Raw genomic sequence first — 25,673 nt, 5'->3', positions numbered from 1 at the left:
GGTTTGCAAAAATAAGTAAAGGAAGAACAAAGGAGGAGGAATCAGAGTGAATCGACCATTATGGATGATAGCGGCTGCCGGTGCGGTCCTTTTTTTGTTTGTTTGGGTAAGCGTGGCGGCCGGGCTGACAAAGGCGGCTGACGAAGGCGGGCTGCAGTTGTTTGCTTCATGGCAATGGCTCGATCCGTTTACGTTTCTCGGCAATGGGAAAACCATTGGCATCGTTCGTGTGATGCTCGTCATCAGCTTATGGTTTTTCCGCCGCGATGTATATGGGATGCTGCTTGTCGTTGTTGCCGTTGGCGGAGGGTATGGCATCAATGAATGGATCAAGCACGCTGTCGGGCGGGAACGTCCCCCGTATGCTGGGGTCGAAGGGTTCAGCTTTCCGAGCGGTCATGCGATGATTGGGACGATTTACTTGCTGCTTTTGGCGTATTTTTTGGCGCAAACGCGCACAAAGCGAGGAGAGCGGGCGGCCATTTACAGCGTGTTTGCAGTGCTGGCTCTCTTCACCGGCTTGAGTCGGTTAAGCTTGCAAGTGCATTATCCGTCCGATGTGCTCGGCGGGTTTGTGCTTGGGACTGCTTATTTATCCGCTTGCCTCGCCCTTTACCGCATAATGCTCCGGCGGCTTGAGCGTCCGTAGCCTGCAGGCGAGAAACAGGGCGGGCATCCGCCGTTTTTTAGTTGGAAAGACGGCTGATGATTGGAACATAATCGTTTTCTGCTGGCATTCTAGATCATCTTTTGTTGCATACGAATAAAAAAAGAACATACAAAGGGGAGAGGCGAGTGGTTACCCGTATTGTGAAGACGGGGTACATGTTGGCGCTTTTATGCATGATTGCCGGTATTGTTTACTTTTTTGCGGCCAATTGGCCGGAGATGGGGAGGGAAGCGAAAGCGGGAACGAGCATCGGAGTGATGGCGGTGTTTTATGGGACCGCCGCAGCATTGGCAGGGCGTCATCATTTTGTAAGGCGATGGCTGTTTATTGGCGGAGTGTTGTCATTTGGCATCTCCTTGGCATTGCTTGGGCAAATTTACAATTCCCACGCTGACAGCTATTGGCTGTTTCTCGTTTGGCTTGTGCCGACGGCGTTGCTGGCGCGGCTGACGAAAGATCCCGCGCTTTCGGTCATCGCTGTCGTGCTGCTGCAACTCACCTGCTGGTTTTATTACTTTCCTTCCGCTTACCATATCGAGTGGGCGGAATGGGCGTCGTTTGGCCGGCTGTTGTTGTTTGCGGCTGTGAACGGTGCGATCTTTGGCCTCAGCCGTTCCCCGTGGGCAGCTCATCTCGCTTACGCAGCCATGCACGGTTGGCTGCTCGTGATCAGTGTAACTGGTTTTTCGTATGAGCGTGATGTCTGGTGGCCATACGTGTATGCAGCGCTGTTTGCCGGGTTGCTATATTACTTTTTCGCAGTCACAAAGCAACGGTCATATGCGTTGCTGACAAGTTTATTTGCCGGCTTGTTTTTGTTGATTCAATATATTCGTCTCCTTGTTGATCATTTTGAAACATGGATGCTTTTCATTGGGCTTGCAGCGGCAGGGGTGATTCTGTATGGTGGGATCATGCTTCTGCGGCGGACGGGGGTGTTTTCGGCGGGGACGCGGACTGGGACATGGGCTTTGACAGCGTTTCAAGCGGTGATTACGCTTGCGGCCTCGGCATTGGCGACGGCGAGTTTGCTCGGCTTGTATCTCCTTTGGGCAGAGTCATGGTCGCCGTACGTGCTCTTTTTCGCCGCGGTCTTCGGATTCGTCCTTCCTGCCTGGCTTGGCCGGCGGTGGAACGCCGTTGTCCGCTATACGCTGCTCGCAGTCGGTTACGGGCTCGGGTTAACGGTAGCCTGGGAACTATCGGCGGCTGTGCTGTTTCTTTATGCGGCCGTGTTGGCGATCGGACTGGTCCGCTCCGCCGATCGCGGGGTGCACCGGCTGACGACGGTGGCGTTGACGCTTTACTTGTCGGCGGCGCTCGATCCGGCTGTTGAAGATGGACGGTTTGTGCTGCTGGCGCTTGCTGCGTTGAACGGCGGTTTGTACGCATACGGCCGATGGAGCGGGAGGACAGCTCTCACCCCGCTCGTACTGGCGCTAGGTGCGCTCGGGATTGCGACAAGCGTTGATGTGTTCGCCGCCGACGGGATGTATATAGCTGCCAATCTTGCTATGGTGGCCGCTCTCGCGTTTTTCTTATTTCAACGGCGGCGCCGGGAGCGAAAGATTGCCTGGGGATATTTAGGGCTATATTTCGTGCTGAAATATTATGAACTCGCATGGAATTTGCTTCATAAATCGGTCAGTTTGCTGGCTGCTGGGGTTATGCTGCTTGCTTGGGCCGTCTGGTTGGAAAAACGGAATCGGCTCACGTTATCGGAAGGAGTGCGCTGGCGCCGGGGCGTTTCATTTTTTGTTCTGCTTGTTGTCGCCGTTCAATTTGTTTTTGTAGGGTATACGATATGGCAAAAGGAGCGCTTGTTGCGGTATGGTGATGTGGTAAAGTTGGAACTTGAGCCGGTGGATCCGCGTTCGGTGCTGCAAGGGGACTATATTCAGCTTCGCTATGACATTTCTACGATTCGGTCGTTGGATGGAAGCGGCAAGGTGAAAGTTGCGCTGCGAAAGGGACCGGATGGGGTGCATCGCTTTGCTGGGGTGTACGCCGTGAATGGAGAAAAATGGCCCGGATTTACGCGGCAACAAGGGGATATTTTGATTAACGGCACTTTTTATGGTACGCAAGTCGTATACGGGATTGAGTCGTATTTCGTGCCGGAAAAAACGGGAATAAAGCGGCAGGAAGACGCCCGTTTCGCTTATGTGCGCGTCAGTCAACATGGCGATGCGCTGCTTGAGGCGATTAGCACAAAATAGGCCCGCAGGAGGCAGCGGGCTTGTTTTTTTGCATCTGATTCATAGTTTTCGTTGTTCGCTGATGAGAATGACGGGCTTCTTTTTGGCGTCAAGCCGTTTGATGACGAGTAAGAGATCTTTTTCGGCCATCGCGATGCAGCCGAGCGTATAACCGGAAGGGCGCGGCCAGATGTGCAGAAAGATGGCGCTTCCTTTCCCTTTCACGATCGGGTTGTCGTTGTAGCGGACGACAACGGCATATTTATAAAGCGGGTGGGTGAGGCGTTCAAACGATTTCCAGCGCCGATGCGGGTTGCCGCGGTAATAGATCCAGCGGTTGTAGTCTTTGGATGTCGGATCGTCGACCCAATAATCGACAGAACTGTGCGTCGGATGTCAAGATCGAGGAGCCGGGGGGAGGTTACTCCCACGCGTAACGCTCGAGCACACGGTCGACCGAGCCGCCATACACTTCGCCAAACAGGTTCAAGTGTACAAGTAAATAAAACAGCTGGTAAATCGGCTTTCGGTCATGATAATCAGCTGAGAGCGGCATCAGCTCTTGATAGCTCGCATAAAATCGGGCCGGAAAACTGCCAAACAGTTCGGTAAACGCGATTTCAAATTCGTAATGGCCATAAACAACGGACGGGTCGATCACATACGGGACGCCGTCGGGGCCAGGGAGCCAGTTGCCGCTCCATAAGTCGCCGTGCAACAGCGACGGAAAACAATCGTTTGGAATCCAGCGGTCAAGCCGCTCGAGCAGCCGCTCAAGCCGCCGTTGCCGCTCGGCGGGCAGGAGGCCGTTTGCCACTGCCCGTCTCATTTGCGGCACAAGGCGGGCATCGCGGTAATAGTCGAGCCAGCGGCCGTACCAGCCGTTTCGCTGCGGCAGCGTCCCAATATATGTATCTCGATCGAGTCCAAATGCCGGGCCGCGGCATTGATGGAGGCGGGCGAGATCGTGCCCGAGCTGTTCAGCCGTCTGCGCCGTTTCCGTTCCTTCGATCCACTCGAGGACAAGCCAACCGCATCCGTCCGCCTCTCCCGTGCCGAAGACGTTTGGAACACGGATCGCCTTCGCCTGCTTGATCAAGTTCAATCCTGCCTGTTCGGCGGTGAAAAAGCCGGCTGGTGGGAAGGGTTGCATTTTGATGAAATACGTTTGCTTGCCGCTTTGGACGCGGTAGGCGTCATTGATGTCGCCGCCTGATACTCGGCGCCAATGGCGGATTCGTGAATCATCGCCGATCGAGCGAAGCGCCTCTTGCAGCATCGCTTCCCGGTTCATTGTGCTCCCCCCGTCAGCTGTTCATCAAGTTCTTTCAGCACTTCGCCAATTTTTCGTTGATGGATGACGGCATCAGCAAGATCATCGAGTTCCGTCGGCTCCCAATTAATGATGACGAATTTGGCGCCATTTCGCTTGGCGACAAGCGGCAGCTGATTCGCCGGCGATACTTGCAAGGATGAGCCGAGCACAAGGAACAAGTCCGCCTGGCGGGCCGCCTCCCATGCTTGGGTGATGGCTCTTTCAGGCAGCGGTTCGCCAAACAGCACGACCGATGGGCGTAAAACACCACCGCATTCACACGCCAATACACCGCGCAAATAGACGCGGCTCGGCTGTTTCTGCCCGCACTGTTGGCAATGGACGGTGCGCAGTGAGCCATGCAGTTCGATGACGCGTCGGCTGCCGGCTTGTTGGTGAAAACCATCGACGTTTTGGGTTATCATTGTCTGCACCATTCCACGCCGCTCCCAGTCAGCCAGCAGGCGATGTCCATCATGCAGCTGGCATTGTTGCAAGGTGCGGATGCGATATTGGTAAAACTCCACAAACGACTCGCGGCGGTGGTATAAAGCCTCTACGGTGGCCAGTTCGCTCGGATTGAAGCGCGCCCACAGCCCGGTGCGCGGCGAGCGGAAATCCGGCAGTCCGCTTTCGGTCGACATGCCGGCGCCAGTGAGCACCACCGTCCGGCGCGAGTGGGCGAGCCAGGAGGCAATGGTCACTGTTTTTCCTCCTTTCCCTTTTTCTCTCCCCATTTCACAGTTCAATGGGTCATTCATATATGTTCGACAATCATTTTGCTTTTCCTTTCCGTCTATTTCCATTATGATAAAAGAGAAGGAAAAAAACGGACAAGGAGGTTAGAACCGTGGGCAAAAAAGTGTTGATCATCACCGGCGACGCTGTTGAGGCGCTTGAAGTGTATTATCCGTACTATCGTTTGTTGGAGGAAGGACATGACGTAACGATTGCCGCGCCGAAGAAAAAGAAACTGCATACCGTTGTCCATGATTTTGCCGACTGGGATACGTATGTGGAAAAACAAGGCTATTTGATCGATGCCCATGCATCGTTCGCCGAGATCGACCCGACGCAATACGATGCGTTAGTCATTCCGGGCGGGCGCGCTCCGGAGTACATTCGCCTTGATGAGAACGTGCAGCGCATCGTTCGCCATTTCTTTGAGGCGAACAAACCGATTGCCGCCATTTGCCACGCCTCGCTCATTTTTGAAACAATGCCGGATTTGCTGAAAGGACGGAGTTTGACAGCGTATATTGCCTGCAAGCCGGGGGTTGAGGCGCTAGGAGCGACGTATGTGTCTGACCATACAGTCCACGTTGACGGCAACCTCGTCTCCGCCCATGCGTGGCCGGATTTGCCGGCGTTTATGCGCGAGTTTCTCCGCCTGCTTCAATAGCGGAAAGGCAGCGGTCTTCTGACAAACGGGAAGGCCGCTTTTCCTTATGCAAAAAAAAGCGGCTGCCGCACCGTTTGCGGCTGACACTAGTTGTTTTGACGGTGAAGAATGGTGCCGGCCGATGCGGCAGAAAGAAGCCGGGCGGGCGGCCTGCAGGGAAGCAGCAAACGGATCGTCACCCGGCGATGTCCACTTGTTCCGGTCTCGCTTTTGGCGCTTTCGTCGCCAAATAGACGCCGAGCAAGACGACAGCGCCGCCCGCAAGCTGTGGCACTGACAGCGTGCCGCCAAGCAAAAACGTGATCGCAGCGGTAAATACGGCAATCAAGTTTAAATATACACCGGCATGGCTCGGGCCGACTTTTTGCACCGAGATGTTCCAAAACAAAAAGGAAAGAACGGACGGAAACAAGCAAATATAGGTAATCCCAGCGAACCCGATGGCGCTCAACTGATCAGCAGGAAATGGATACAATATCGCGAACGGCCATAGCATGAACAAGCTGAAAAAGACAGAACATGCCGTCGCCGTGATCGGCGGAACCGGGAGCTTTTTGCCGATAATCGAATAAAGCGCCCAGACGACGCCGGCTGCGAGCATCATCAAATCCCCGCGATTGTAGGTTGTTTGGAAAATATGTGTTATATGCCCGTCCGTCAAAATAAACAGCACGCCAATGAGCGACAATAGAAACCCGATGATATTCACGGTTGACAGCCGCTCCCGCAGCAACATATACGACAACACGACGATGATGGCCGGATTGAGGGAGTTGACGATCGCTGCGTTCATCGATGACGTATAGACAAGCGCGCCGTACAAAAGCAAGTTATAGCCGATAATGCCGAGCGCCCCAGACGCAACGAGGGGCAGCCAATATTGTTTCATAACATCCCAGTAGTGCGGCCGTTCAAGCCAATAGGACACAGGAACTAGGATGATGAAGGCGGCGCACCAACGAATCAAAGTCAGCCAAAACGGACCGGTTTCCGCGATGACCACTTTGCCGACCACGTAATTACCTGCCCAAAACAAGTTGGCCAAGACTAGAAATAGTTTTTCTTTCATTTTTTTTTCGCTCCTGTCTTGTTTTTTCCTGTCTTTTACGTTTATTTCGCCTTCCCCGTCGTCTCTTCCTTTTTTCTTTTTCCTTTTATCATCTTAGAGGGCCGGTGATTTAAGGGAACATGCCGCTTCCCGGCGTCCTTCGCTCGTTTGGCCTGCCCGAACAAGATGGGGTTGTCTTTTTTTTACTCATAAGATAACATGTGTACCGTAGGACTGTTTATAAAAAATAGAGAAAAGGAAGGACGATTGTTATGGCATTACCAGGCGGGGCAGCGATGAACATTACGATTCGTCTCCAGTTTGAAAAAGATATCGTCTCATTTAGCGATATCGCCGCAGCCATTGGCAAAGCGGGCGGGGACATTGTCGGGATTGACGTCATTTCCTCAAGCAAAGTCCATACGGTGCGCGACATTACCGTCAGCGCGCTTGACACGAAGCAGTGTGACTTGATCATCGAAGCGCTGAAAAAAATTCGCGGCGTGAAAATTGTGAACGTTTCCGACCGCACGTTTTTAATGCACATCGGGGGAAAAATTGAAACGAACTCGAAAATTCCGGTGAAAACGCGCGATGACTTGTCGCGGGTATACACGCCGGGTGTAGCGCGCGTTTGCACGGCCATCGCTGAAGATCCGCGCAAGGCGTATTCGCTGACGATTAAACGGAATACGGTCGCCGTTGTCTCGGACGGCACGGCCGTGCTCGGGCTGGGCGACATCGGCCCGTACGCGGCGATGCCGGTCATGGAAGGGAAAGCGATGCTGTTTAAGGAATTTGCCGGAGTGGACGCGTTCCCGATTTGTTTGGATACGAAAGACACGGAAGAAATCATTCAAATTGTGAAAGCGATCGCCCCGGCGTTTGGCGGCATTAACCTCGAAGACATTTCCGCGCCGCGCTGCTTTGAAATTGAGCAGCGGCTGAAAGAAGAGCTCGACATCCCGGTGTTTCACGATGACCAGCACGGCACGGCGGTCGTCTTGCTTGCCGGGCTGCTCAATGCGTTGAAAATTGTCGACAAAAAGCTCGAGGACATCAAGGTTGTCTTAACCGGCATCGGCGCGGCCGGCATCGCCTGCACGAAAATTTTGCTTGCCGCCGGCGTGCGCAACATTATCGGGGTCGACCGCCTTGGCGCCATCCATCGCGATGAAACGTACGAAAATCCGTATTGGCAAGAATATGCACAAATCACCAATCCCGATAATCTCAAAGGAAGCTTGTCGGATGTCATCGCCGGCGCCGACGTGTTTATCGGGGTGTCTGCCCCGGGCATTTTAAAAGTGGAAGATGTGAAAAAAATGGCGCGCGATCCGATCGTGTTTGCGATGGCCAACCCGATTCCGGAAATTGATCCGGAGCTGGCCGAACCGTACGTGCGCGTCATGGCGACCGGGCGTTCCGACTATCCGAACCAAATCAACAACGTCCTTTGCTTCCCGGGCATTTTCCGCGGGGCGCTCGACTGCCGGGCGCGAGAAATTAACGAGGAAATGAAGCTCGCTGCTGCTAAAGCGATTGCTTCGGTCGTCACCGAAGACGAGCTAAGCGAATCGTACATCATCCCGAGCGTGTTCAACAGCAAAGTCGTGGAACGCGTCCGTCAGGCGGTCGTCGAAGCGGCATACCGCACCGGCGTTGCCCGGAAAGACAACATCCCAGTTGGCGGGTATACGGGACAGTAAAAGAACCAAAATACCACGAACGAATGGACGGCTTCCTTTGCAGGGGAAGCCTTTTTTGGCTGCAGGAGCATCTGTTGCGAGAAATAAGAAGCCGAGTGCTTAAGGGGGGCGGCCGGTGCTCGATCAATATTTCCAAAAAGTGAACGAACGTTTAGAACTCGTTTTAAAACATGAAAAGGGCAATCTAAAAAAAGCCGCTTATGTAGTAAGTGAAGCCATTCAAAAAGGTGGAATTATTCAACTGTTCGGATGTGGCCACTCCCACATTTTAACGGAAGAAGTGTTCTACCGTGCTGGAGGGCTTGTGCCAATTAAACCAATATTTTTTGAGCCCCTTATGCTTCATGAGGGGGCGGTCCGTTCGTCCATGTTGGAGAGAATGAATGATTTCGCAAAAAATTTTATAGATCATGAGGATATCCGTCCTGAAGATGTGTTTTTCGTTTTGTCCACATCAGGGCGCAATCCGGTCCCGATTGATGTGGCGCTGGCGGCGAAAGCGAAAGGCGCTTATATCATTGCGGTAACGTCCTTGGAATATTCCAAAAGCCAGCCCTCGCGGCATAAGAGCGGCCGGTTGCTGTATGAGGTCGTCGATCTTGTGATTGACAACCACTCTGTGAAAGGTGATGCGATTTTAGCCCACCCAAACGTTTCTGTTCCATTTGCGCCTACTTCCACAGTGATCGGCAGCGCGATTTTAAACGCCGTTTTCGCCGAGGCGATTGCTCTTGTGGCAGAAAATGGAGTAGAACCGCCAGTCTTTTTAAGCGGCAACATCGAGGGGGCGGACGAACATAACCGCCGATGGATTGAGAAATATAAAGCACGCATTCCGTTGTTGGTCGAGGGGCATCAGCCATAGATCGGAAACAGGCGCTGTAGCCAACCGCCATCGGTTCTTGCTAAAATAGTAGCAAACGAGAAGACGGTGGGGGATGGAGACCGATGCGTTTTGATGAACGGGTGAGGCTGTATGCCGATAAGCTGAACGATACAGATGACCAAATTGTCGATTACATTATGGAACACCGCGACGAGATCGCCGACATTCCGATTCAAAAAATGGCGGAAGCGCTTTATACAGTGCCGAACACGATCGTCCGGTTCGCCAAAAAATTAGGGTATAAGGGGTTTGCGGAACTGAAGGCGGCGTTGGCGCTCGAGCGGCGGGCCGAGGCGGCGATAAAGGCGGACGGAAAAACGGCCATCGAAAAAACGAAAGAGCTGATCGACGAGCAGCTCATCGAAGATGCTGTTCGCAAGCTGCATGAGGCGAAACACGTCTTTTTTTACGGCATCGGCGATTCCGCCTATTTTTGCGAGATGATGGCGAAACATTTGCGTTGCGTCGGCAAGCCGGCCGACTTTTTTGTCCAGCGCCACGATATGTTGTATAATGCGGACCGCTGCGGGGAAAAGGATGTCGTCTTTGTCATTAGCGTATCTGGGGAAACGAAGCAAGTGCTTGAGGCGGTTGCGGCCGCGAAGCAAAACGGGGCGTTTGTCATCAGCTTGACGCATTTTTCTCCCAATTCGCTCGCCGATCTTGCCGATTTCCGCTTGTATTGCTGGGCGCCCAAGCAGTTTTTAAACAAGTATGATGTCACCGACCGCACATCCCTTTATCTCGTGCTGCGGGCGTTGAGTGAACGGTATTGGCAAAAGTACGGCGGATGTGTATAAATACACACACGAAACGAATCATGGCGCGAGGATGGTGAAAAAGTAAGAAGATTTCGGTCTTCTTGCTTTTTTTCTTTTATAATGAAGTCGACAAACGGCATGGAAAGAGAGGATGGGAGAAATGGAGCTGAAACAGCTGACGAACGTTCGGCTGATCGATGTAGGATTGTCGTTGTCCACGAAAGAGGAAGTTATCCGCCATCTTGTCCGCAAGTTGGACGAGGAGGGGAATTTGTATTCGGCTGAATCGTTTTATCAAGCGGTGATGGAGCGGGAAGCGCTCTCTCCGACGGGGCTTGAAGCGGGGCTAGCCATTCCGCACGGGAAGTCGAAAGCGGTAAAATCGGCGGCCTTTGCGGTGGCGAAGCTGGCTCGGCCGATTCGCGATTGGGAGAGCATCGATCCGTCCAATGAAGTGGAGCTTGTTTTTTTATTAGCGATTCCGGAACAGGAAGCCGGATCGACGCACTTGGATTTGCTTGCCGAACTTGCTAAACGGCTGGCGCGCGCTGACTATCGTAAGCGGTTGCAGCAATGCCGCACGGCGGAAGAGCTGTATCGCGCCCTTGACGGGGAAAAGGCGGAGGCCGTTGCAGCGCCAGCAGGAAAAACGATTGTCGCCGTCACGGCCTGCCCGGCTGGCATCGCCCATACGTATATGGCGGCTGAAGCGTTAGAGCAAGCCGGACGGGAGATCGGGGTTGCCGTATTCGTCGAAAAGCAAGGGGCAAACGGCATCGAAGACCGCCATACCGAGGAGCGGCTGCGAAAAGCGGAAGCGGCGATTTTTGCTGCAGACGTGGCGGTGAAAAACGAAGAACGGTTTGCCCATTTGCCGGTGTACCGAACGACAGTTGCGGCGCCGCTGAAAGATGCGAAAGGCGTTCTTTTGAAAGCGCTTGAGAAGGCCGAAAAGGAAGGAAAGCGGGAATATGAGCCGACAAAGGAGACAATGCCTGAGCGCGTTTCATGGCAAACGGAAGTGAAAAACGCCATTTTGACCGGCATTTCTCATATTATTCCGATTATCGTCGCCGGCGGGATGATTTTGGCGTGTGCGGTGCTTATCGCCCAGGCGTTTGGGCTTCAACAAGTATACGATACGGAAAACTCGTGGCTTTGGATGCTGCGCAAACTGGGCGGCAATATGCTTGGCACGCTCATGATTCCGGTGCTGTCGGCGTACATGGCGTATGCGATCGCCGACAAGCCAGCGCTCGGTCCGGGGTTTGCCGCGGGGATTGCCGCGACGATGATCAACGGCGGCTTTTTAGGCGGCATGCTCGGCGGCTTTTTGGCCGGCTACTTTATGAAGTGGTTGAAAAAGCAGCTTCCGCCAAAAGGCGCGTTCTCCGGATTTATCAGCTTTTGGCTGTACCCGGTCATCGGTTCGCTCGTCGTCGGAGCGCTGATGCTGTTTGTGTTCGGCAAGCCGGTCGCCGGGCTGAACAATGCGCTGCTTGAGTGGCTGAACAACTTGTCGGGCCGCAACGCCATTGTGCTCGGTGCGATTTTAGGCGTCATGGTGTCGTTTGATTTAGGAGGGCCGGTCAATAAAGCGGCATATACGTTCTGCATTGGGGCGATGGCAAGCGGCAACTTCATTCCGTATGCGGCATTCGCCTCGGTGAAAATGGTGTCGGCGTTTTCCGTCACCGCCGCGACGCTGTTGTTCAAACGGTATTTTGAAGAATACGAGCGCGAAGTCGGCAAGTCGACATGGATTCTTGGCTTAGCCGGCATTACCGAGGGAGCGATTCCGTTTATGATTAACGACCCGCTGCGCGTCATTCCGTCGCTTTGCATCGGGTCGGCGGTCACCGGGGCGATCGTCACAGCGTCGCAAATCGGGCTGAACGTTCCGGGAGCCGGCATTTTCTCGCTGTTTGTCCTGCAAGGCGCACCGTTATGGAAAGCGGGAGTCATCTGGCTTGGCGCCGCGCTGATCGGGGCGTTGATTTCGACGGTGCTGTTAGTCGCTACACGCGTGCAAAAGCTAAAGGCGCAACAACGATAAGACAAATGAGGTGAAAATATTGAAGCGATACGTTCACATCGTTCCTCATGTGCATTGGGACCGCGAATGGTATTTTTCCGCGGAAGAATCGCGCATTTTGTTAGTGAACGATATGGAAGAAATATTGGAGATGTTGGAAACGAATCGTGATTACCCATACTTTGTTCTTGACGGGCAGACGGTCGTGTTGGAAGATTATTTGGCCGTCAAGCCGGAGCAAAAAGAGCGCATCCGCCGCCTTGTCCAAGAAGGAAAGCTGATCATCGGCCCGTGGTATACGCAAACGGACGAAATGGTCGTCGGCGGGGAGTCGATTGTCCGCAACTTGCTCTATGGGCTGAAAGATTGCCAAGAGTTCGGGGAGCCGATGCAAATCGGCTATCTCCCTGACTCGTTCGGGCAATCGGCGCAGATGCCGCAAATTTTAAACGGCTTTGGCATCAAGCGGGCCATTTTTTGGCGCGGCGTGTCGGAACGGCATGGCACAGACAAAACCGAGTTTTACTGGGTGAGCGATGACGGCTCGAAAGTGCTTGTGCAGCTGTTCCCGCTCGGCTATGCGATCGGCAAATATCTTCCGACTGATGAAGCAAAGCTGAAAGAGCGGATGGACAAATACTTTGCTGTTTTGGACCGCGGGGCGACGACCGATCACATTCTCATTCCGAACGGTCATGACCAAATGCCGATTCAAAAAAATATTTTTGAGGTGATCGACAAGCTGCAAACGCTCTATCCGGAACGGACCTTTTTCTTAAGCCGCTATGAACATGTGTTTGAACAGCTGGAAAAAGAGGAACAGCTTCCGGTCATCCGCGGCGAGTTTTTGGACGGCAAATATATGCGCGTTCACCGCAGCATTTACTCGACGCGCATGGACATTAAAGCGGCGAACGCCCGCATCGAAAACAAAGTGACGAACGTGCTTGAGCCGCTGGCCGCCATCGCCTCGACGCTTGGGTTTCCGTATGAGCACCGGCTGATGGAGCTCATTTGGAAAGAGATGATGAAAAACCATGCGCACGACAGCATCGGCTGCTGCTGTTCAGATCTTGTTCACCGCGACATTTTGGGGCGCTTTGCGCTAGCGGAAGAGCGGGCCGACCGGCTCATCACATTTTATATGCGCAAAATGGCCGATGCGATGCCGTCGGATCGGTCGGTCGACAAGCTGGTTGTGTACAATACGCTTCCGTACGAACGGAACGAGCCGATCGAAGCGGAAATTACGACGAAGTGGAAAGCATTCCGTCTCGTCGATGAACGCGGGGAACCGGTGGAGTTTGAAGTGGTGGATGAAACGATCGTCGACCCGGGCCTGATTGACCGGCAAATCGTCCATTACGGCAACTACGATCCGTTCGTCCGCTATACGATCCATTTCCGCGACCGCATTCCGGCGATGGGGTATAAAGCGTATTTAGTGCAAGAGGCGGAACAGATGAACAAACAAGCGCCAACGGCTGTTGAGCAAGTGGATACGCCGTTTTATACGATCACCGTCAATGAGAATGGGACAATTAACATATATGACAAACAGCTGCAGCGAACGTTCCGCGATGTGCTCTTGCTTGAAGATGTCGGTGATGATGGAGACGAATATGACTTTTCCCCGCTGCCGGGCGATGAGCCGATTGATAATAAGGGCGTGAAGGCGACGTATTCGCTCCGGCAAAACAGCTATTTCGCTTATGCCGATATCACTTACCGGCTGCCGGTGCCGGCCGATCTTGACAGCCGGAAAGCGAAACGGAATGATCGTTTTCTTGATGTCGCCATTCGGTTGACCGTTCCGATGGACCAACCGCTCATCGATGTCCGGGTGCGCATCAATAACGAAGCGAAAGACCACCGCGTCCGCCTATACGTACCAACCGGCATCACCTCTACCCATTCGGTCGCTGACAACCAGTTCGGTGTCATTCGGCGGCCGGTCGTCGACCCGGCGATCGACGTGTGGGAACAAGAAGGATGGGATGAACGTCCGGATGCGATCTACCCGATGCTCACGTATGTCGGACTGTCGGATGAAACGGGCGGCATCGCCGTGCTGACGAACAGCACGAGAGAGTACGAGATTGTCGGGGAACAGCGCGATACGATCGCGGTGACGCTTTTACGCAGCGTCGGCTATCTGGGCAAAGAGGAGCTCGTGCGTCGCCCGGGCCGTCCGTCCGGCATTAAAATGGCAACGCCGGACTCGCAAATGCTCGGTGTGAGCGAGCTGCACTTCGCGTTGACGACGCATCGCGGAACGACGGAAGAAGCAAATGTCGCCAAGCGGGCGAAACAGTTTTTAACGCCGCTGTATACGTACAACAAACTGCCGTACGATGCCATGAAGATGAATCCGGTGGCGTTCTCGGTGCCGTATGAATATAGCCTGTTTTCCCAACAGGAAGGCGAGGTCGTGCTAAGCGCGGTGAAGCGGAGCGAAGACCACCGCGGCGTCATTGTCCGCTTCTTTAACCCGACGCCGCAGAAGACGGAGGCGTCATTCCAATGGCACGGGCCGTTATCGGCGATATGGCGCACAAACTTAAACGAAACCCCACTTGCGCCGCTAGTGATGGATGCAAAGCAGCAATTTACTGTACAAGTGAAGCCGAACGAAGTGAAAACGGTACTTGTTGTCGATCAAGAGCAAAAGGACGAATAGACGTAAAAGCTGGGGCTAAATGCCGCAGCTTCTTTTTTTATAACAAAACGTTGAGTTTCTCTCTGTTTTGTAACACAGCTGTAACAATTGTTAAACGAAATGGCCGAAATCGGAGGCTGTCAACTCCCTTTTTGCAAGAAAAATATAGATGGTTAGAGGAGTAGAGGAAAAAAAGGAATCATCGTTAGTGAAAGGATGCGTCTTCCAATCATTGCAGCCGTCAATAATCGGTGTTGATTTGGCAATGAAAACAAGCGTCTTTTTTACCGGGGCTGCCAATACACCCCATTTTCCATTTTGGACCAAAAATATTACAAAAACCCCATGTTATAATGGGGATGCAGGCGAGAGGACGTCCAAACGGTCCTCGCCGAACAATGCAGGCATCACTGACGGACGCAACGGCCTTTGAAACTTTGAAAATAGAAACTAATTTTGAAAATAGAAAACAAGGAGGAATTCCGATGAAGAAAAAAATGGTAGCGACGATCGCCGCTTCGGTTGCGCTCATCGGCGCTTCGTTTGCGGCAACAACAAAAACGGAAGCGGCAGGGACGACATGCCCGACGGCGAACGTGTATCAAGTAAAATATGCAAGCACAAACGTTCAAGATTTAGAGAAATGGTTGAAACAATACTTCCCGTTTGTGTCGTTCCAACCGGCTAAACCGGCAGCACAGCAACCGGCTGTAAAGCAGCCGGCAACGGCGAAACCGCAGGCGCCGGCAACGGTCAAACAGCCGGCGGCAAAACCGCAAGCTAATACGCAAGCGCCGGCAAAAACGCCAGCAACGGCGCCAAAGGCTGCAACACAAAAAACAACCGGCTTAAACGCCTATGAGCAGCAAGTCGTTGAGCTGACGAACAAAGAGCGGGCAAAATACGGTTTGCCGCCGCTTCAAGTCGACTTAGCCCTCAGCAAAGTCGCCCGCGAAAAATCACGCGATATGGCGGTCCACAACTACTTCTCGCACAACAGCCCGACGTACGGCTCCCCGTTTGAGATGATGAAAAAATTCGGCATTTCGTACACAGCCGCCGGGGAAAACATCGCCAAAGGCCAACGCACCCCGCAAGAAGTCGTCAATGCGTGGATGAACAGTGAAGGCCACCGGGCGAACATTTTGAACAAAAACTTTACGCATATCGGCGTTGGTTTTGAAGAAAACGGCTATATTTGGACGCAACAATTTATCCGCAAGTAAGAGCGGCGTCCTCCCCATCCTGTCCACCGGTCTGATGGACAGGATTTTTTTTGCTGAAATAGTTCTCTAACAAAAAATAGAAAACTATGCTATAATGTTCAGCAGGCTGAAATGAGTCTGTCGACTATGGAGGATGCGCGGATGCGAATACGTGACTGGGACCGCAATTTGAAAGTGCGCTTGTTTGGCGAAGCGCTGATGAATACTACCTTTTGGATGTTTTTTCCGTTTATGGCCATTTATTTTGCCGACTCGTTTGGCAAAGAAAATGCAAGCATGTTATTGATCGTTTCACAAGTATTTTCTGTCGTTGCTAATTTGCTAGGCGGTTATTGTGCCGATCTGTTCGGGCGCAAGCGGATGATGGTGCTGTCCGCCTATGGACAGGGGATGGCGTTTTTCATTTTTGCTTTGGCCAGCTCCCCATGGTGGCAGTCACCGTTTGTCGGCTTTCTTTGTTTTACGTTTGCCGGCATTTGCGGGGCGTTTTACTGGCCGGCAAGCCAGGCGATGGTGGCGGATGTCGTGCCGGAAAAAGACCGGAGTCATGTGTTTGCCGTATTTTACACATCTGTCAACGTCTCCGTTGTCATCGGTCCGACGATCGGCGGGGTATTTTATGCGGATCACCAGTTTGCGTTGCTTTTTGCCGCGGCCTGCTCATGTTTCGCGATGGCGACACTGTTGGCGAGGCAGCTGCGTGAAACGGCCCCATTGGCGGCGGGCGAACAGAAAGTGGAGTCATGGCCGCAGTTTTGGCGCGAACAACTAAGGCAATACACTGTCATTGTGCGCGATCGCACCTTTTTCTTGTTTATCGCTGCCGGGGTGTTGGTGGCACAAACGTTCATGCAGCTTGATTTGTTAATTCCTGTGTATACAAAAGAAACGATCGAAGAGGAAACATTATGGGGCGGCTTTACAGTTGACGGGGCTAATGCGTTTGGTTTGCTCATTGCGGAAAACGGGCTGCTTGTCGTACTCGGCACGGTGATGGTGGCGCGCTATATGGCGCGCTACGATGAGCGGTGGGCGTTTATCGGTTCGTCGATGTTATACGGCGTCACGATGTGGCTGTTTAGCCATGCAACATCGATTGTCGAGCTGATGGCGGTGATGGCGCTGTTTACGTTGGCCGAGCTGATGACGGCCGGCTTGCAGCAGTCGTTTGTGTCGAAGCTGGCGCCTGAGGACATGCGCGGCCAATATTTTGCCGCGGCGAGCCTTCGCTTTACGATCGGCCGGATGCTGGCGCCGTTGTCGCTTGCGGCGGTGACTTGGATCGGCTATACATGGACATTTGTGGCTCTCAGCATGCTCGCATTGGCCAGCGCGGGGCTGTATGCGTGGATGTTCCGGCAAGCCGGGCAGCGGGCGCAGCGATCGGATGTTTCCCTTTCTAGGTGACGGGGGCGGTGCAAACCGCTACCCGTTTTTTTTTGTTTATTATTATAATAGAAAGCGCGTCGTTGTTCGTGTAACATATATTCCCTGTCTCTGACATAAAGTGGAACTAGATAGAGAGAAGGAGAGGGGAAGCGATCATGAAACCACACACGCCTGAACGGGATGCGATCGAGGGGGGTGGCGGACAAGACGGCGCTGCGGTGTTGGCGCGCTACGGCAGGCGCCAGCAAGCACGCGTTTTGTCCCGGGAAAAGAGAAAAAAACAATACCGCTTCATCGGCTGGCTGCTTTTCGCTATCGCTGTCTTCTGGGGAGCAGGTGCGCTGATTTGGAGCGGATACGGGGCGTTAAAAACGACGGCGGGCCGTGAGATCGCCATTATGCGGTTAAAAGAGGCCATCGAAGATCGCGATGCCGCCGCTTTGCAGGCGTTGCTGCGGGTGGCGGATGAAACGGCGCCGATCAATGGCCAAACGCTGACGCCTTTGTTTGCCTATTTCGACCAGCATCCGGAGGCGTATGAAACGCTTGATAAGGAGTTCGCCCGCCAGCGCGAGGGCGGGCATGTGTATATTAAAGGCTTGACGTCCCATCCGCCGGTGTTCACCATTCATGTGTTTGAAAACCGATATGTGTTTGAGCCGGCTCTATATTTCGTCCACGTCCGCCTTGACGATCCCGAGGCAACGCTTGTCGTCAATGGAAGGGAAGTGAAGGGAGGGGCGACAAAAGATCCATTCATCAAAAAAATCGGCCCGTATTTGCCCGGTGTGTACACAGTGACCGCTGTTGATCCGCAGGGCAAAAAGAAGACGGTCCGCGTCGAGTTGTTCGGCGGCGCCCGCGTTCGTGAAATTGATATCACGAAATGAGTGAATAGGCAAATACCGCTTCGACGGTAGCGGTAATGACGACAACGTGCGTCTGCCCAAGGCGGCGCTGATGAGGAAGCGCCAAGAACGGCCGGCCCGTATGGCGCCGGCGGGCTTGTTGTCCGTTCCTTCAGCCTAACCGGTATGTCGTGAAGCGGCAAGCTAAGAGCGCGGGCGATGGCCAGCGCTTTTTCTTTTGCATTTGGCCGCTAGGCGGCTTTTTGATCGTCATCGGCTGCCCGCCAGTAATAGACGCGTGGCAGGCCGATATAGCACCAGTATTCTTTTAACAATGAGACGGTGACAAACGACAAAAGCTGCCAATCGATCCCCTTCATAGTCCTCCTCCTTTTGTTTGCCGCGTTTAGTATAGCCTATTCGAAACAGCTATTGTCCTATACGTGCGGATCCGGGCGGCAATGAAACTTCCCAAGGAGCTTGTACGTATCATGGAATGGACGTGTTATAATGGAAGAAAAGATGAAGAAAGGGATGGACAATGAAGCAACTGCTTCGCACGATATGGCGCTGGTTTGTTTCATGGAACGCTGGGATCATCGTTGCAGTTACGGTATTTATTGCCGCCGATTTTCGCGTTTTGCCCTCGCTCTTATCAGGAATGGGAGCGATGTGGGGAGTGTCCGCTGTGATGAAAAGGCGGCATCGCCGCTTGGCAGCTGACGTGCCGGCCGAGGAGCAGGCATACGTCCGCAGCCAGCTTTGCGAGGCACGCGCGTTATGGAAACGGCTGCGCCGCGCCCGCTACCGGCTTCGTTCGGTGGCCATGTGGCAAACCGTTTCCCGGTTGAGTGCGGTCGTCGACCGGATCATTCGTGCGGTTGAGCAAAAGCCGCATCAGCTCCGCCTCGCCCAGCCGTTTTTCTTAAACGAGTGGCCGACGGCAGTGGAGATGGTTGAAAAATATGTATACTTGTCGCAACAGCCGGTGCAAAGCGCCGACATGGCCGAGGCGCTGCGGAAGACGGAACGGCTGCTCGGCGAGCTGACCGAAACGGCGGAGCGGCAGCTGCTCGAAGTGTTATCCAGTGACGTTTGGTCGCTTCAGACGGAAGCGAAAGTGCTTGAGCAATCGCTCCAACAGCCGGATCGTCTTCATTTGCTGTCGGCAAAGAAAGGGGAATGACCATGGACGAACGGAATCGTGAGATGGAACGAGCCGATTGGTTTCGCGAACAGAAACGGACAAGCACGCTTGATGAGCTGTTGGCCCAGCCGTTTTCCGCACCGGCTGCGCCGCGGACCGAAGCGGCGGCTCAGCCGGCCAGCGTGCTTGAGACGTTAAAGCCGGAACACCGGGAAAAAGCCTTAGCGCTTGCCAAACAAATCGATCCGGCCAACCAGCAGGCCATTTTACAATACGGTGTGGCGGCACAAGCGGAACTGTCGAAGTTTTCCCATACGATTTTGCATCATGTACAAACGAAAGATGCCGGCCCGGTCGGTGAAGTGATCAGCGAGCTGATGGCGAAAATTAAAGAAGTCAACCCGGATGACCTCATGCCGGCAAAAAAAGGATGGCTGTCCCGCCTGTTTGGCACGGTGGCCAAACCGTTGCAAGGGATCGTCGCCAAATACCAAAAAATCGGCGTCGAAATTGACAAAATCGCCGACCAGCTTGAGAAACATCGGCATGGACTGCTTCGCGATGTGATGATGCTCGAGACGCTTTATGAGAAAAATAAAGACTATTTTGAGGCGCTCAATATTTATATTGCGGCGGCCGAATATAAGCTTGAGGAACTGCGGACGAAAACGATCCCCGAAAAGCAGGCGGCCGCTGAGCGCTCCGGTGACCAAATGGCATGGCAGGACGTTCAGGACTTGCGGCAGTTCGCTGACCGGCTTGAGAAGCGGGTGCACGATTTAAAGCTCAGCCGGCAAGTGACGATCCAAACAGCGCCGCAAATCCGCATGATCCAGCATATGAACGAAACGCTTATTGAGCGCATCCAGTCATCGATTTTAAATGCGATTCCGCTTTGGAAAAATCAAGTCGTGATCGCCTTGACGCTCTTCCGCCAGCAAAAGGCGGCTGAGGCGCAAAAGCGGGTTGCCGAAACGACAAACGAACTGTTGCTGCGCAACTCGGAAATGTTAAAAACGAACAGTATTGAAATTGCGAAGGAAAATGAGCGCGGCCTCATCGACATGGAGACGCTGAAGCGGACGCAAGAAAACTTGATCGCTACGCTCGAAGAAACGTTAAAAATTCAAGCCGAGGGCCGCTTGAAACGGCAACAGGCCGAACGCGAGCTGGCGGCGATGGAGGCGGAACTAAAGCAGACGCTGCTCTCGCTGAAGCAGCCGGAACAATAAAAAAGACGCTATGGTTTTTGCCATTGGCCGAACGGGCAGAGGGCGGCCCGTTGAGTGCGGAAACAAGCGATTAGGGTGAATATCACCATAATAAAACGGGTGTCTCGCAGGCGAGAAGACACCCGTTTTTTGCTGTTATAACGTTCCGATTGGCGGAGAAGCGAACAGACCGGCCGGCGTTCGGCCATCGCTGATGAGCGTTGGTTATTTGGCGTCTGTTCGCTGCTTACAAAATAGGGGGATGGGGCGGTTCTTGTTCCCGTCGGTCGCCTTCTTGTTTCACCTGTTCGCCTTCCCGATCGTCAGGGTCGGCGGCACGGACGTCAAACTCTTCCGCCGCCTCCGTTTGCCATTGGCGGCCGACAAGTGGCACGTCTTCCTCTCCGTGTTGGCCGATGACAAAGCGCAGCACGTAAGCGTGAAACAGCAACTCCCCGAACGCAGCGAGCAAGGCGGAGAAAAACGCTGCGCTTAAAATGGCGCCGCCGGCGATGTCATAAAACGCGCCGATGCCAATCCATGTGGCGACAAATACGAGGCCAAAATCGGCGATCGTCGCCGAAACGTTGCCGAGGCGCGGCAAAACGTACAAGTCGCCGAGCGCATAGGCGACAAGCGTCAGCCAAAGGCTGAACCATAGCAGTTCCGCCGACGAAATGCGCAAAAACAGCGGCAAAATGGCGAACATGACGGTCGCCGTAAGCAAATATTTGAGCGCCAACGCAAGCAAATGTCTCATCTTGCCCTGCCGCCTTTATTCCGCCGGGTAGTTCGGGCCCTCTAGTTTTTTATCCCCGTATCCCGGCTGCTTTTCCATCTCTTTTTCCGGCTGTTGTTTTTTCCGTTGTTGTTCAAGGCTGTCGTTTGGTTTTGGCTGTCTCATTGGCCATCATCCTCTCTTTCCGTCGTTTATCGTTAGTTTGCCGCATTGGATGCAATGTATGCACGCACAACCCATAAACTTCCTCTTTTTATTTTCCGCACCTGTTTCACATTAATATAATGAACGGCATGAATGAAGGAGGAATAACGATGACGGAAAACAAACAATCGCTCGAGATCGCCGGACGCCAGTATGACCCGTCCGATTATGGATCGGCCTCGTTTCTTGGCGCGGCGTTGGCTGAAACGCATGAACAAGTAAGTGATGCCTACATGGAAGGGACGGTTGAGGCGGCAGTTGACCGGGAAAACGGGCCGGACATTCCTCTCTCCCAACCCGAGTAAAGCGCCAAGCGGCGGGAAAAACGCCAAGGAATGCGTCCTTGGCGTTTTGTGCTGACGCAAAGCCCTCGGCTCGTTTGAGAAAAGGGAGGGGAAAAAGGAAAGAAAAACAGTTCGTACTTTCCGCCGTTGCCGTCTATACTAGTAGTGCGCACGGCGACTCACCAATACAAGGGGGATGATCATCGTGAGATGGCAGCGGGCTTTGTTGGCGTTGCTCAAAGAACGGAAAGACCACTCGATCGCATTGGCGATCGATACGTCGAACCGGCCGTCCCGTCCGGTGCTCATTCAAAACATCATCAAGCTGTTTGAGAAATTGCGCCCGGACACGCTGCTCGTTCAAGCGGATTTCAAAATTCGCGATGTATCTCCGGTTGGCGTGGCCACGATTAAATATTTCAAGCATGGGAAATCGTCGTACACCGAAGTGCTCGAATGGGCCGCTGCGCAAAAAATCGATACGTTGTTTTATATCACGGATGTGACCGGATATTTTTATGAAGAACTCGAAGTCGATTATGAAGTGTTTTGGCTTGTTCCGGACGATTACATGCCGCGCGTTCCGTTTGGCAAGCCGATTCGCGTTGCGTAACAATATAGGAATGCCCTTCATGATGAGGGGCATTCCTTTTTGTTGTCAGGAAATATAACAAAATTTTTGTGGTTGAAATCGGTTTCAACGAAAAATACCCGTTGCTTTCGGTTTATATATGTTATATATTATGACATATAAGAGGTATAACAAATGACAAATAGGGGGAGATGCAAATGGATGAGAAAACAGTAATGGTTGGGCTTGATGCTCTTTGGGTGATGCTCTCCGCGGTGCTCGTCATCGGCATGCAGGCCGGATTTGCCTTGCTCGAGGCGGGGTCAACGCGCATGAAAAACTCTGGGCATGTGGCCGGCAAGCAAATGTTAAGCTTTGCCATCGCGTCTTTAGCGTTTTGGGCGTTCGGCTTTGCCATTACGTTTGGAACAGGAAACGGCTTCATCGGCACGGAAGGCTGGTTTTTACAAGAAGACGAAGGGACGTTTGATTCGCTGTCGTGGGCGAACGTGCCGCTGGCGCTTAAATTTTTGTTTCAACTCGGTTTTGCCGGCGTGTCGCTTGCCATCGCCTGGGGCGGCTTTGCGGAACGGGCGAAGCTGTCTGTCTATTTCATTTTCGGAACGATTTTTACGATTGCCATTTATCCGGTCATCGGCCACTGGGTGTGGGGCGGCGGCTGGCTCGGGCAACTCGGGATGCAAGATTTTGCCGGTTCGACGGTCGTCCATTTGCAGGGGGCGATTGCGGCGCTCATCGCCACGGTCTTGCTCGGCCCGCGCATCGGCAAGTTTAATAAAGACAAAACACCGAATGTCATTCCTGGGCATAACCAAGTTTATACCGTGATTGGCGGTTTGATTTTATGGATCGGCTGGTTCGGATTTAACGCGGGCAGCACGATGGCGGTTGGCGATGGGTTTTTCGGGTATGTCGCGCTGACGACGAATTTGGCTGCCGCGGCAGGGGCGGTTGCCGCGATCTTGACGGCGAAAATCCTGGTCGGCAAAGCGGACATTCCGGCGATGGTCAACGGCGTGCTGGCCGCGCTTGTCGCCATTACCGCCGCGTGCGCGTTCGTTGAACCGTGGGCGGCGGTCATCATCGGGGCAGTGGCGGGATCATTCACGTTCTGGACGTCCATCTACTTCGAGCGCAAAGGGATTGATGATCCGATTTACGCCTTTTCCGTCCATGGGATTGCCGGCATTATCGGCACGATTTCAACCGGATTTTTCGCCTCGCCGCGTTTAGTGGAAATAACCGGAATCGGCAAGGCCGGTCTCGTGTACGGCGGCGGGTTTGACCAACTGATTGTACAAACGGTCGGCGTGGTGGGCGCAGCGATATATGTAGCGATCGTCTCGTTTGTCATCTTATTTGTCATGAAGAAAACAATCGGGCTGCGCGTCACGGCGGAGCAAGAAATTTCCGGGCTTGATATTAGCGAACACGGCGCTTACGGCTATCCGGAACAGCTTGATCCAGCCTATCAGCCGAAAACGGCCGTTCAGCGATAAATATGGAGACGAAAACGATGGTAGAAGCGATTGCCGATCGGCTGAAAACGGCCGAGTCGGTTACCGATCTTCGTTTCTGCCACGATGAGTTGGTGCGCGAGTTGCGCCGATGGCTGGCGGTTAAGCACATCGAACAGCTGGCGGAAGAGGTAGCCGATGTGCATGAAGCCGTGCTTCGCCGCGTGTTTTTCCTTGCTGAACAGGAGACAGTAAAACGCTCTGTCGGCATCCGGCCGCCGGCCTGGTGTTGGTATGTGATGGGGAGCATCGGCCGGCGCGAGCCGACGGTGTGGACGGATCAAGATCACGGCATTTTGTTTACTTGCGCCCGCGAAGAGGAGCCGGCCTGTTACGAGTTTATTCGCCATGCGGCGGCCATCGGGGCGAAGATGCTGCATGAGGTCGGCTATCCGTATTGCTCCGGCTATGTGATGGCAACAAACAGGCGTTGGGCGCAATCGACGAGCGATTGGGAACGGCAGCTCTCTTCCTATTTAGGCAGCGGATGGCCAAACGATCTTCGCTTTTTGTACATCGCGATGGATATGCGGCCGCTTTATGGAGACGCCGAACTGGCCGAGGCAAGGAGGCGGACGCTGTTTGCCGAGGTCGCTGACCGGCCGCCGCTGTTGGCGCGCATGGGAGAACAGGTTCAATTTCCGCCTGTTCCGCTCGGTTGGTTTGGCAATGTGCAAGCGGTACGATGGGGTCCGCATAGCGGGGCGATTCATATGAAACAAAGCGGTTACGTGCAAATCACGAACGCCTTGAAATGGCTCGCCTGTCTGGCGCGCGTGCCGGCGGTGACGACACTAGAGCGGCAGCGGGCGCTCAAAGAGGCTGGCATATTGCCAGCCGCTCTCTCTATGGATGTTCAAGAGGCGCTTTCGGTTTACTATTCCATTCGCCTCAAGTACAGCACCGAGGCGGAAGACGGACGGGACTATGTATTATGGCAGACGCTCAATCGGACGGAGCAAAAGCAACTGAAGCAGGCGATGCGCACCGCGAAGCGGTTGCAGCGCCTCGTCGCCCGCCGGGTGGTCGGGATGCATGAATGAACGGCACCGCTTTTGGCAGCGGGCGCTCCGCTTGTTGTCGCTCGGCGTTCCGCGCGAAGCGTCGTCCGCTTTATTGGGCAGCGATCATTCATTGCAGCAGGAACGCTGGCTTCGCTCGCTGCAAAGGGAAAACAGCCATTCTATTGATTGGCATGACCGTTTGCCCGACATTCCGTTCGTCATCATGGATATGGAAACGACCGGCTTTTCGCCGCAGCAAGGTGACGAAATTTTAGCCATGGCAGCGGCGAAAACGGTCAATGGCCTCGTCACTGGCACGTATATGACGCTCGTCAAACCAGAAAAACCGATTCCTGAGCATATTTCCGACTTGACCGGCATTACGGCGAAAGACGTCATGTTCGCTCCGCCGCTTGCCGAGGCGCTGCGCACGTTTGTGCCGTTTATCGCCACAGGCGTTTTAGTCGGTTACCATATTGGCCATGATGTGTCGTTTTTGCGCCATGTGCTTTGGCATCATTATCGGCAAAGATGGAGCGGCCGCTTTATCGATATGCAGCCAATAGTCGGCCTTGTCCATCATCCATGCCCAACGCTTGACGACGCCCTCGCCTGCTATGGCATTGACTGCCCGCGCCGCCATACGGCGGACGGGGATGTAGAAGCGATGGTGAAGCTATGGGCGATCTTGCTCGGCGAACTGCACGAGCTCGGCATCGAAACGTTGCATGACTTGTATGCCGCGCTCAGCCGTCATTGAGCTTCCGAGCGGAGAGGTTTCTGAGCGGGAAACGGACGATCTGAATAGAAAAAGCGCCGGAATCGGCGC

The 25,673-nt window shown here is 53.7% G+C and carries 24 protein-coding genes and 2 pseudogenes; 18 read left to right on the top strand and 8 right to left on the bottom strand.

The features are described 5' to 3' along the window. Positions 1–64: 64 nt before the first annotated feature. Both B9L21_RS09355 and B9L21_RS09350 read left to right on the top strand, forming a co-directional pair. Positions 65–649: a phosphatase PAP2 family protein gene (locus B9L21_RS09355; RefSeq protein ID WP_063166145.1), complete on the top strand. Its 585-nt coding sequence runs from the start codon at positions 65–67 to the stop codon at positions 647–649. 146 nt (positions 650–795) lie between these two features. Beyond that, entirely contained in the window at positions 796–2,889 is a 2,094-nt protein-coding gene (locus B9L21_RS09350) for a GDYXXLXY domain-containing protein (protein WP_089134999.1), read from the top strand. A 39-nt stretch (positions 2,890–2,928) separates the two neighbouring features. Here B9L21_RS09350 and B9L21_RS09345 read toward each other — a convergent pair. From B9L21_RS09345 to B9L21_RS09335, 3 genes and pseudogenes are all read right to left on the bottom strand, one after another. Then, positions 2,929–3,222 (bottom strand): annotated as a pseudogene (locus B9L21_RS09345) (L,D-transpeptidase family protein); the annotation flags it as partial. A gap of 67 nt (positions 3,223–3,289) precedes the next feature. After that, positions 3,290–4,162: a fructosamine kinase family protein gene (locus tag B9L21_RS09340; protein ID WP_063166144.1), complete on the bottom strand. Its 873-nt coding sequence runs from the start codon at positions 4,160–4,162 to the stop codon at positions 3,290–3,292. Continuing rightward, positions 4,159–4,887 carry an NAD-dependent deacylase gene (locus B9L21_RS09335; RefSeq protein WP_063166143.1) on the bottom strand — a complete coding sequence of 243 codons (729 nt, stop codon included), beginning with the start codon at positions 4,885–4,887 and terminating at the stop codon, positions 4,159–4,161. The genes B9L21_RS09340 and B9L21_RS09335 overlap by 4 nt, the downstream gene beginning before the upstream one ends. 146 nt (positions 4,888–5,033) lie before the next feature. Here B9L21_RS09335 and B9L21_RS09330 point away from each other — a divergent pair, with 146 nt between their 5' ends. Then, complete coding sequence (locus tag B9L21_RS09330) at positions 5,034–5,585, top strand: DJ-1/PfpI family protein (protein ID WP_063166142.1); 552 nt, start codon at positions 5,034–5,036, stop codon at positions 5,583–5,585. 175 nt (positions 5,586–5,760) lie between these two features. Here the strand turns inward: B9L21_RS09330 and B9L21_RS09325 are convergent, their stop codons facing one another. After that, the gene (locus tag B9L21_RS09325) at positions 5,761–6,654 is read right to left on the bottom strand and encodes a DMT family transporter (RefSeq protein WP_063166141.1); all 894 of its coding nucleotides are present in this window, start codon (positions 6,652–6,654) and stop codon (positions 5,761–5,763) included. Positions 6,655–6,905: 251 nt separating this feature from the next. Between B9L21_RS09325 and B9L21_RS09320 the strand changes: the two genes are divergently transcribed. From B9L21_RS09320 to B9L21_RS09285, 8 genes are all read left to right on the top strand, one after another. Then, positions 6,906–8,342 carry an NAD-dependent malic enzyme gene (locus B9L21_RS09320; protein ID WP_063166140.1) on the top strand — a complete coding sequence of 479 codons (1,437 nt, stop codon included), beginning with the start codon at positions 6,906–6,908 and terminating at the stop codon, positions 8,340–8,342. Positions 8,343–8,457: 115 nt separating this feature from the next. Continuing rightward, entirely contained in the window at positions 8,458–9,207 is a 750-nt protein-coding gene (locus B9L21_RS09315; protein WP_063166139.1) for an SIS domain-containing protein, read from the top strand. An 83-nt stretch (positions 9,208–9,290) separates the two neighbouring features. After that, positions 9,291–10,028 carry a MurR/RpiR family transcriptional regulator gene (locus tag B9L21_RS09310; protein WP_033011117.1) on the top strand — a complete coding sequence of 246 codons (738 nt, stop codon included), beginning with the start codon at positions 9,291–9,293 and terminating at the stop codon, positions 10,026–10,028. Positions 10,029–10,149: 121 nt separating this feature from the next. Then, positions 10,150–12,045 carry a PTS 2-O-a-mannosyl-D-glycerate transporter subunit IIABC gene (mngA, locus tag B9L21_RS09305; RefSeq protein WP_033011134.1) on the top strand — a complete coding sequence of 632 codons (1,896 nt, stop codon included), beginning with the start codon at positions 10,150–10,152 and terminating at the stop codon, positions 12,043–12,045. Between the two features lie 19 nt (positions 12,046–12,064). After that, complete coding sequence (gene mngB, locus B9L21_RS09300) at positions 12,065–14,704, top strand: mannosylglycerate hydrolase (RefSeq protein ID WP_063166138.1); 2,640 nt, start codon at positions 12,065–12,067, stop codon at positions 14,702–14,704. A gap of 464 nt (positions 14,705–15,168) precedes the next feature. After that, entirely contained in the window at positions 15,169–15,909 is a 741-nt protein-coding gene (locus B9L21_RS09295; protein WP_063166137.1) for a CAP domain-containing protein, read from the top strand. 141 nt (positions 15,910–16,050) lie between these two features. Continuing rightward, a complete protein-coding gene (locus B9L21_RS09290) occupies positions 16,051–17,316 on the top strand; it encodes an MDR family MFS transporter (protein ID WP_063166136.1) in 1,266 nt (421 codons plus the stop codon). A gap of 137 nt (positions 17,317–17,453) precedes the next feature. Continuing rightward, positions 17,454–18,188 (top strand): hypothetical protein, encoded by a 735-nt coding sequence (locus B9L21_RS09285; protein ID WP_063166135.1) that lies wholly within the window; start codon positions 17,454–17,456, stop codon positions 18,186–18,188. On the opposite strand, the pseudogene B9L21_RS18280 reads toward B9L21_RS09285, so the two are convergent. Both B9L21_RS18280 and B9L21_RS18075 read right to left on the bottom strand, forming a co-directional pair. Beyond that, a pseudogene (locus tag B9L21_RS18280) lies at positions 18,178–18,391 on the bottom strand (SIMPL domain-containing protein); the annotation flags it as partial. The gene B9L21_RS09285 and the pseudogene B9L21_RS18280 overlap by 11 nt on opposite strands. Positions 18,392–18,397: 6 nt before the next feature. Beyond that, the gene (locus B9L21_RS18075) at positions 18,398–18,526 is read right to left on the bottom strand and encodes a hypothetical protein (RefSeq protein ID WP_255396855.1); all 129 of its coding nucleotides are present in this window, start codon (positions 18,524–18,526) and stop codon (positions 18,398–18,400) included. Positions 18,527–18,687: 161 nt separating this feature from the next. Between B9L21_RS18075 and B9L21_RS09275 the strand changes: the two genes are divergently transcribed. Both B9L21_RS09275 and B9L21_RS09270 read left to right on the top strand, forming a co-directional pair. Further along, positions 18,688–19,332, top strand: coding sequence for a 5-bromo-4-chloroindolyl phosphate hydrolysis family protein (locus B9L21_RS09275; RefSeq protein WP_063166134.1), 645 nt, complete (start codon positions 18,688–18,690; stop codon positions 19,330–19,332). A gap of 2 nt (positions 19,333–19,334) precedes the next feature. Then, entirely contained in the window at positions 19,335–20,525 is a 1,191-nt protein-coding gene (locus B9L21_RS09270; protein WP_409071360.1) for a toxic anion resistance protein, read from the top strand. 226 nt (positions 20,526–20,751) lie between these two features. On the opposite strand, the gene B9L21_RS09265 is transcribed toward B9L21_RS09270, so the two are convergent. Together B9L21_RS09265 and B9L21_RS18070 are read right to left on the bottom strand one after the other, a co-directional pair. Then, a complete protein-coding gene (locus B9L21_RS09265) occupies positions 20,752–21,264 on the bottom strand; it encodes a YndM family protein (RefSeq protein ID WP_063166132.1) in 513 nt (170 codons plus the stop codon). A 15-nt stretch (positions 21,265–21,279) separates the two neighbouring features. Further along, a complete protein-coding gene (locus tag B9L21_RS18070) occupies positions 21,280–21,408 on the bottom strand; it encodes a hypothetical protein (protein ID WP_255396856.1) in 129 nt (42 codons plus the stop codon). A gap of 149 nt (positions 21,409–21,557) precedes the next feature. Here B9L21_RS18070 and B9L21_RS09260 point away from each other — a divergent pair, with 149 nt between their 5' ends. The 5 genes from B9L21_RS09260 (at position 21,558) to B9L21_RS09240 (ending at position 25,604) form a co-directional block, all read left to right on the top strand. Beyond that, on the top strand, positions 21,558–21,752 hold the full coding sequence (locus B9L21_RS09260) for a YozQ family protein (RefSeq protein ID WP_063166131.1): 195 nt from the start codon (positions 21,558–21,560) through the stop codon (positions 21,750–21,752). 184 nt (positions 21,753–21,936) lie between these two features. Then, positions 21,937–22,344 (top strand): VWA-like domain-containing protein, encoded by a 408-nt coding sequence (locus B9L21_RS09255; RefSeq protein WP_063167364.1) that lies wholly within the window; start codon positions 21,937–21,939, stop codon positions 22,342–22,344. Between the two features lie 176 nt (positions 22,345–22,520). Next, positions 22,521–23,822: an ammonium transporter gene (locus B9L21_RS09250; protein WP_063166130.1), complete on the top strand. Its 1,302-nt coding sequence runs from the start codon at positions 22,521–22,523 to the stop codon at positions 23,820–23,822. Positions 23,823–23,839: 17 nt separating this feature from the next. After that, positions 23,840–24,883 (top strand): DUF294 nucleotidyltransferase-like domain-containing protein, encoded by a 1,044-nt coding sequence (locus B9L21_RS09245; RefSeq protein WP_063166129.1) that lies wholly within the window; start codon positions 23,840–23,842, stop codon positions 24,881–24,883. Beyond that, positions 24,876–25,604: a 3'-5' exonuclease gene (locus tag B9L21_RS09240; protein ID WP_063166128.1), complete on the top strand. Its 729-nt coding sequence runs from the start codon at positions 24,876–24,878 to the stop codon at positions 25,602–25,604. Before B9L21_RS09245 ends, B9L21_RS09240 begins: the two co-directional genes overlap by 8 nt. Positions 25,605–25,673: the final 69 nt, after the last annotated feature.

Origin of the sequence: Geobacillus uzenensis (genome assembly GCF_002217665.1) — a bacterium.
Lineage (GTDB): Bacteria > Bacillota > Bacilli > Bacillales > Anoxybacillaceae > Geobacillus > Geobacillus subterraneus.
Note: the sequence above shows the minus strand (reverse complement) of the source record. Positions and strands in the feature narration are given on the sequence as shown.

Excerpts from the sequence above, each read along its gene's own strand:
- B9L21_RS09275 (WP_063166134.1), top strand. The coding sequence starts at position 18,688 with ATGAAGCAACTGCTTCGCACGATATGGCGCTGGTTTGTTTCATGGAAC.
- B9L21_RS09325 (WP_063166141.1), bottom strand. The coding sequence starts at position 6,654 with ATGAAAGAAAAACTATTTCTAGTCTTGGCCAACTTGTTTTGGGCAGGT.
- B9L21_RS09285 (WP_063166135.1), top strand. The coding sequence starts at position 17,454 with ATGAAACCACACACGCCTGAACGGGATGCGATCGAGGGGGGTGGCGGA.
- B9L21_RS09260 (WP_063166131.1), top strand. The coding sequence starts at position 21,558 with ATGACGGAAAACAAACAATCGCTCGAGATCGCCGGACGCCAGTATGAC.
- B9L21_RS09340 (WP_063166144.1), bottom strand. The coding sequence starts at position 4,162 with ATGAACCGGGAAGCGATGCTGCAAGAGGCGCTTCGCTCGATCGGCGAT.
- B9L21_RS09320 (WP_063166140.1), top strand. The coding sequence starts at position 6,906 with ATGGCATTACCAGGCGGGGCAGCGATGAACATTACGATTCGTCTCCAG.
- B9L21_RS18070 (WP_255396856.1), bottom strand. The coding sequence starts at position 21,408 with ATGAGACAGCCAAAACCAAACGACAGCCTTGAACAACAACGGAAAAAA.
- B9L21_RS09270 (WP_409071360.1), top strand. The coding sequence starts at position 19,335 with ATGGACGAACGGAATCGTGAGATGGAACGAGCCGATTGGTTTCGCGAA.
- B9L21_RS09290 (WP_063166136.1), top strand. The coding sequence starts at position 16,051 with ATGCGAATACGTGACTGGGACCGCAATTTGAAAGTGCGCTTGTTTGGC.
- mngA (WP_033011134.1), top strand. The coding sequence starts at position 10,150 with ATGGAGCTGAAACAGCTGACGAACGTTCGGCTGATCGATGTAGGATTG.
- B9L21_RS09245 (WP_063166129.1), top strand. The coding sequence starts at position 23,840 with ATGGTAGAAGCGATTGCCGATCGGCTGAAAACGGCCGAGTCGGTTACC.
- B9L21_RS09240 (WP_063166128.1), top strand. The coding sequence starts at position 24,876 with ATGAATGAACGGCACCGCTTTTGGCAGCGGGCGCTCCGCTTGTTGTCG.
- B9L21_RS09250 (WP_063166130.1), top strand. The coding sequence starts at position 22,521 with ATGGATGAGAAAACAGTAATGGTTGGGCTTGATGCTCTTTGGGTGATG.
- B9L21_RS09310 (WP_033011117.1), top strand. The coding sequence starts at position 9,291 with ATGCGTTTTGATGAACGGGTGAGGCTGTATGCCGATAAGCTGAACGAT.
- B9L21_RS09355 (WP_063166145.1), top strand. The coding sequence starts at position 65 with ATGATAGCGGCTGCCGGTGCGGTCCTTTTTTTGTTTGTTTGGGTAAGC.
- B9L21_RS09295 (WP_063166137.1), top strand. The coding sequence starts at position 15,169 with ATGAAGAAAAAAATGGTAGCGACGATCGCCGCTTCGGTTGCGCTCATC.
- B9L21_RS09265 (WP_063166132.1), bottom strand. The coding sequence starts at position 21,264 with ATGAGACATTTGCTTGCGTTGGCGCTCAAATATTTGCTTACGGCGACC.
- B9L21_RS18075 (WP_255396855.1), bottom strand. The coding sequence starts at position 18,526 with ATGAAGGGGATCGATTGGCAGCTTTTGTCGTTTGTCACCGTCTCATTG.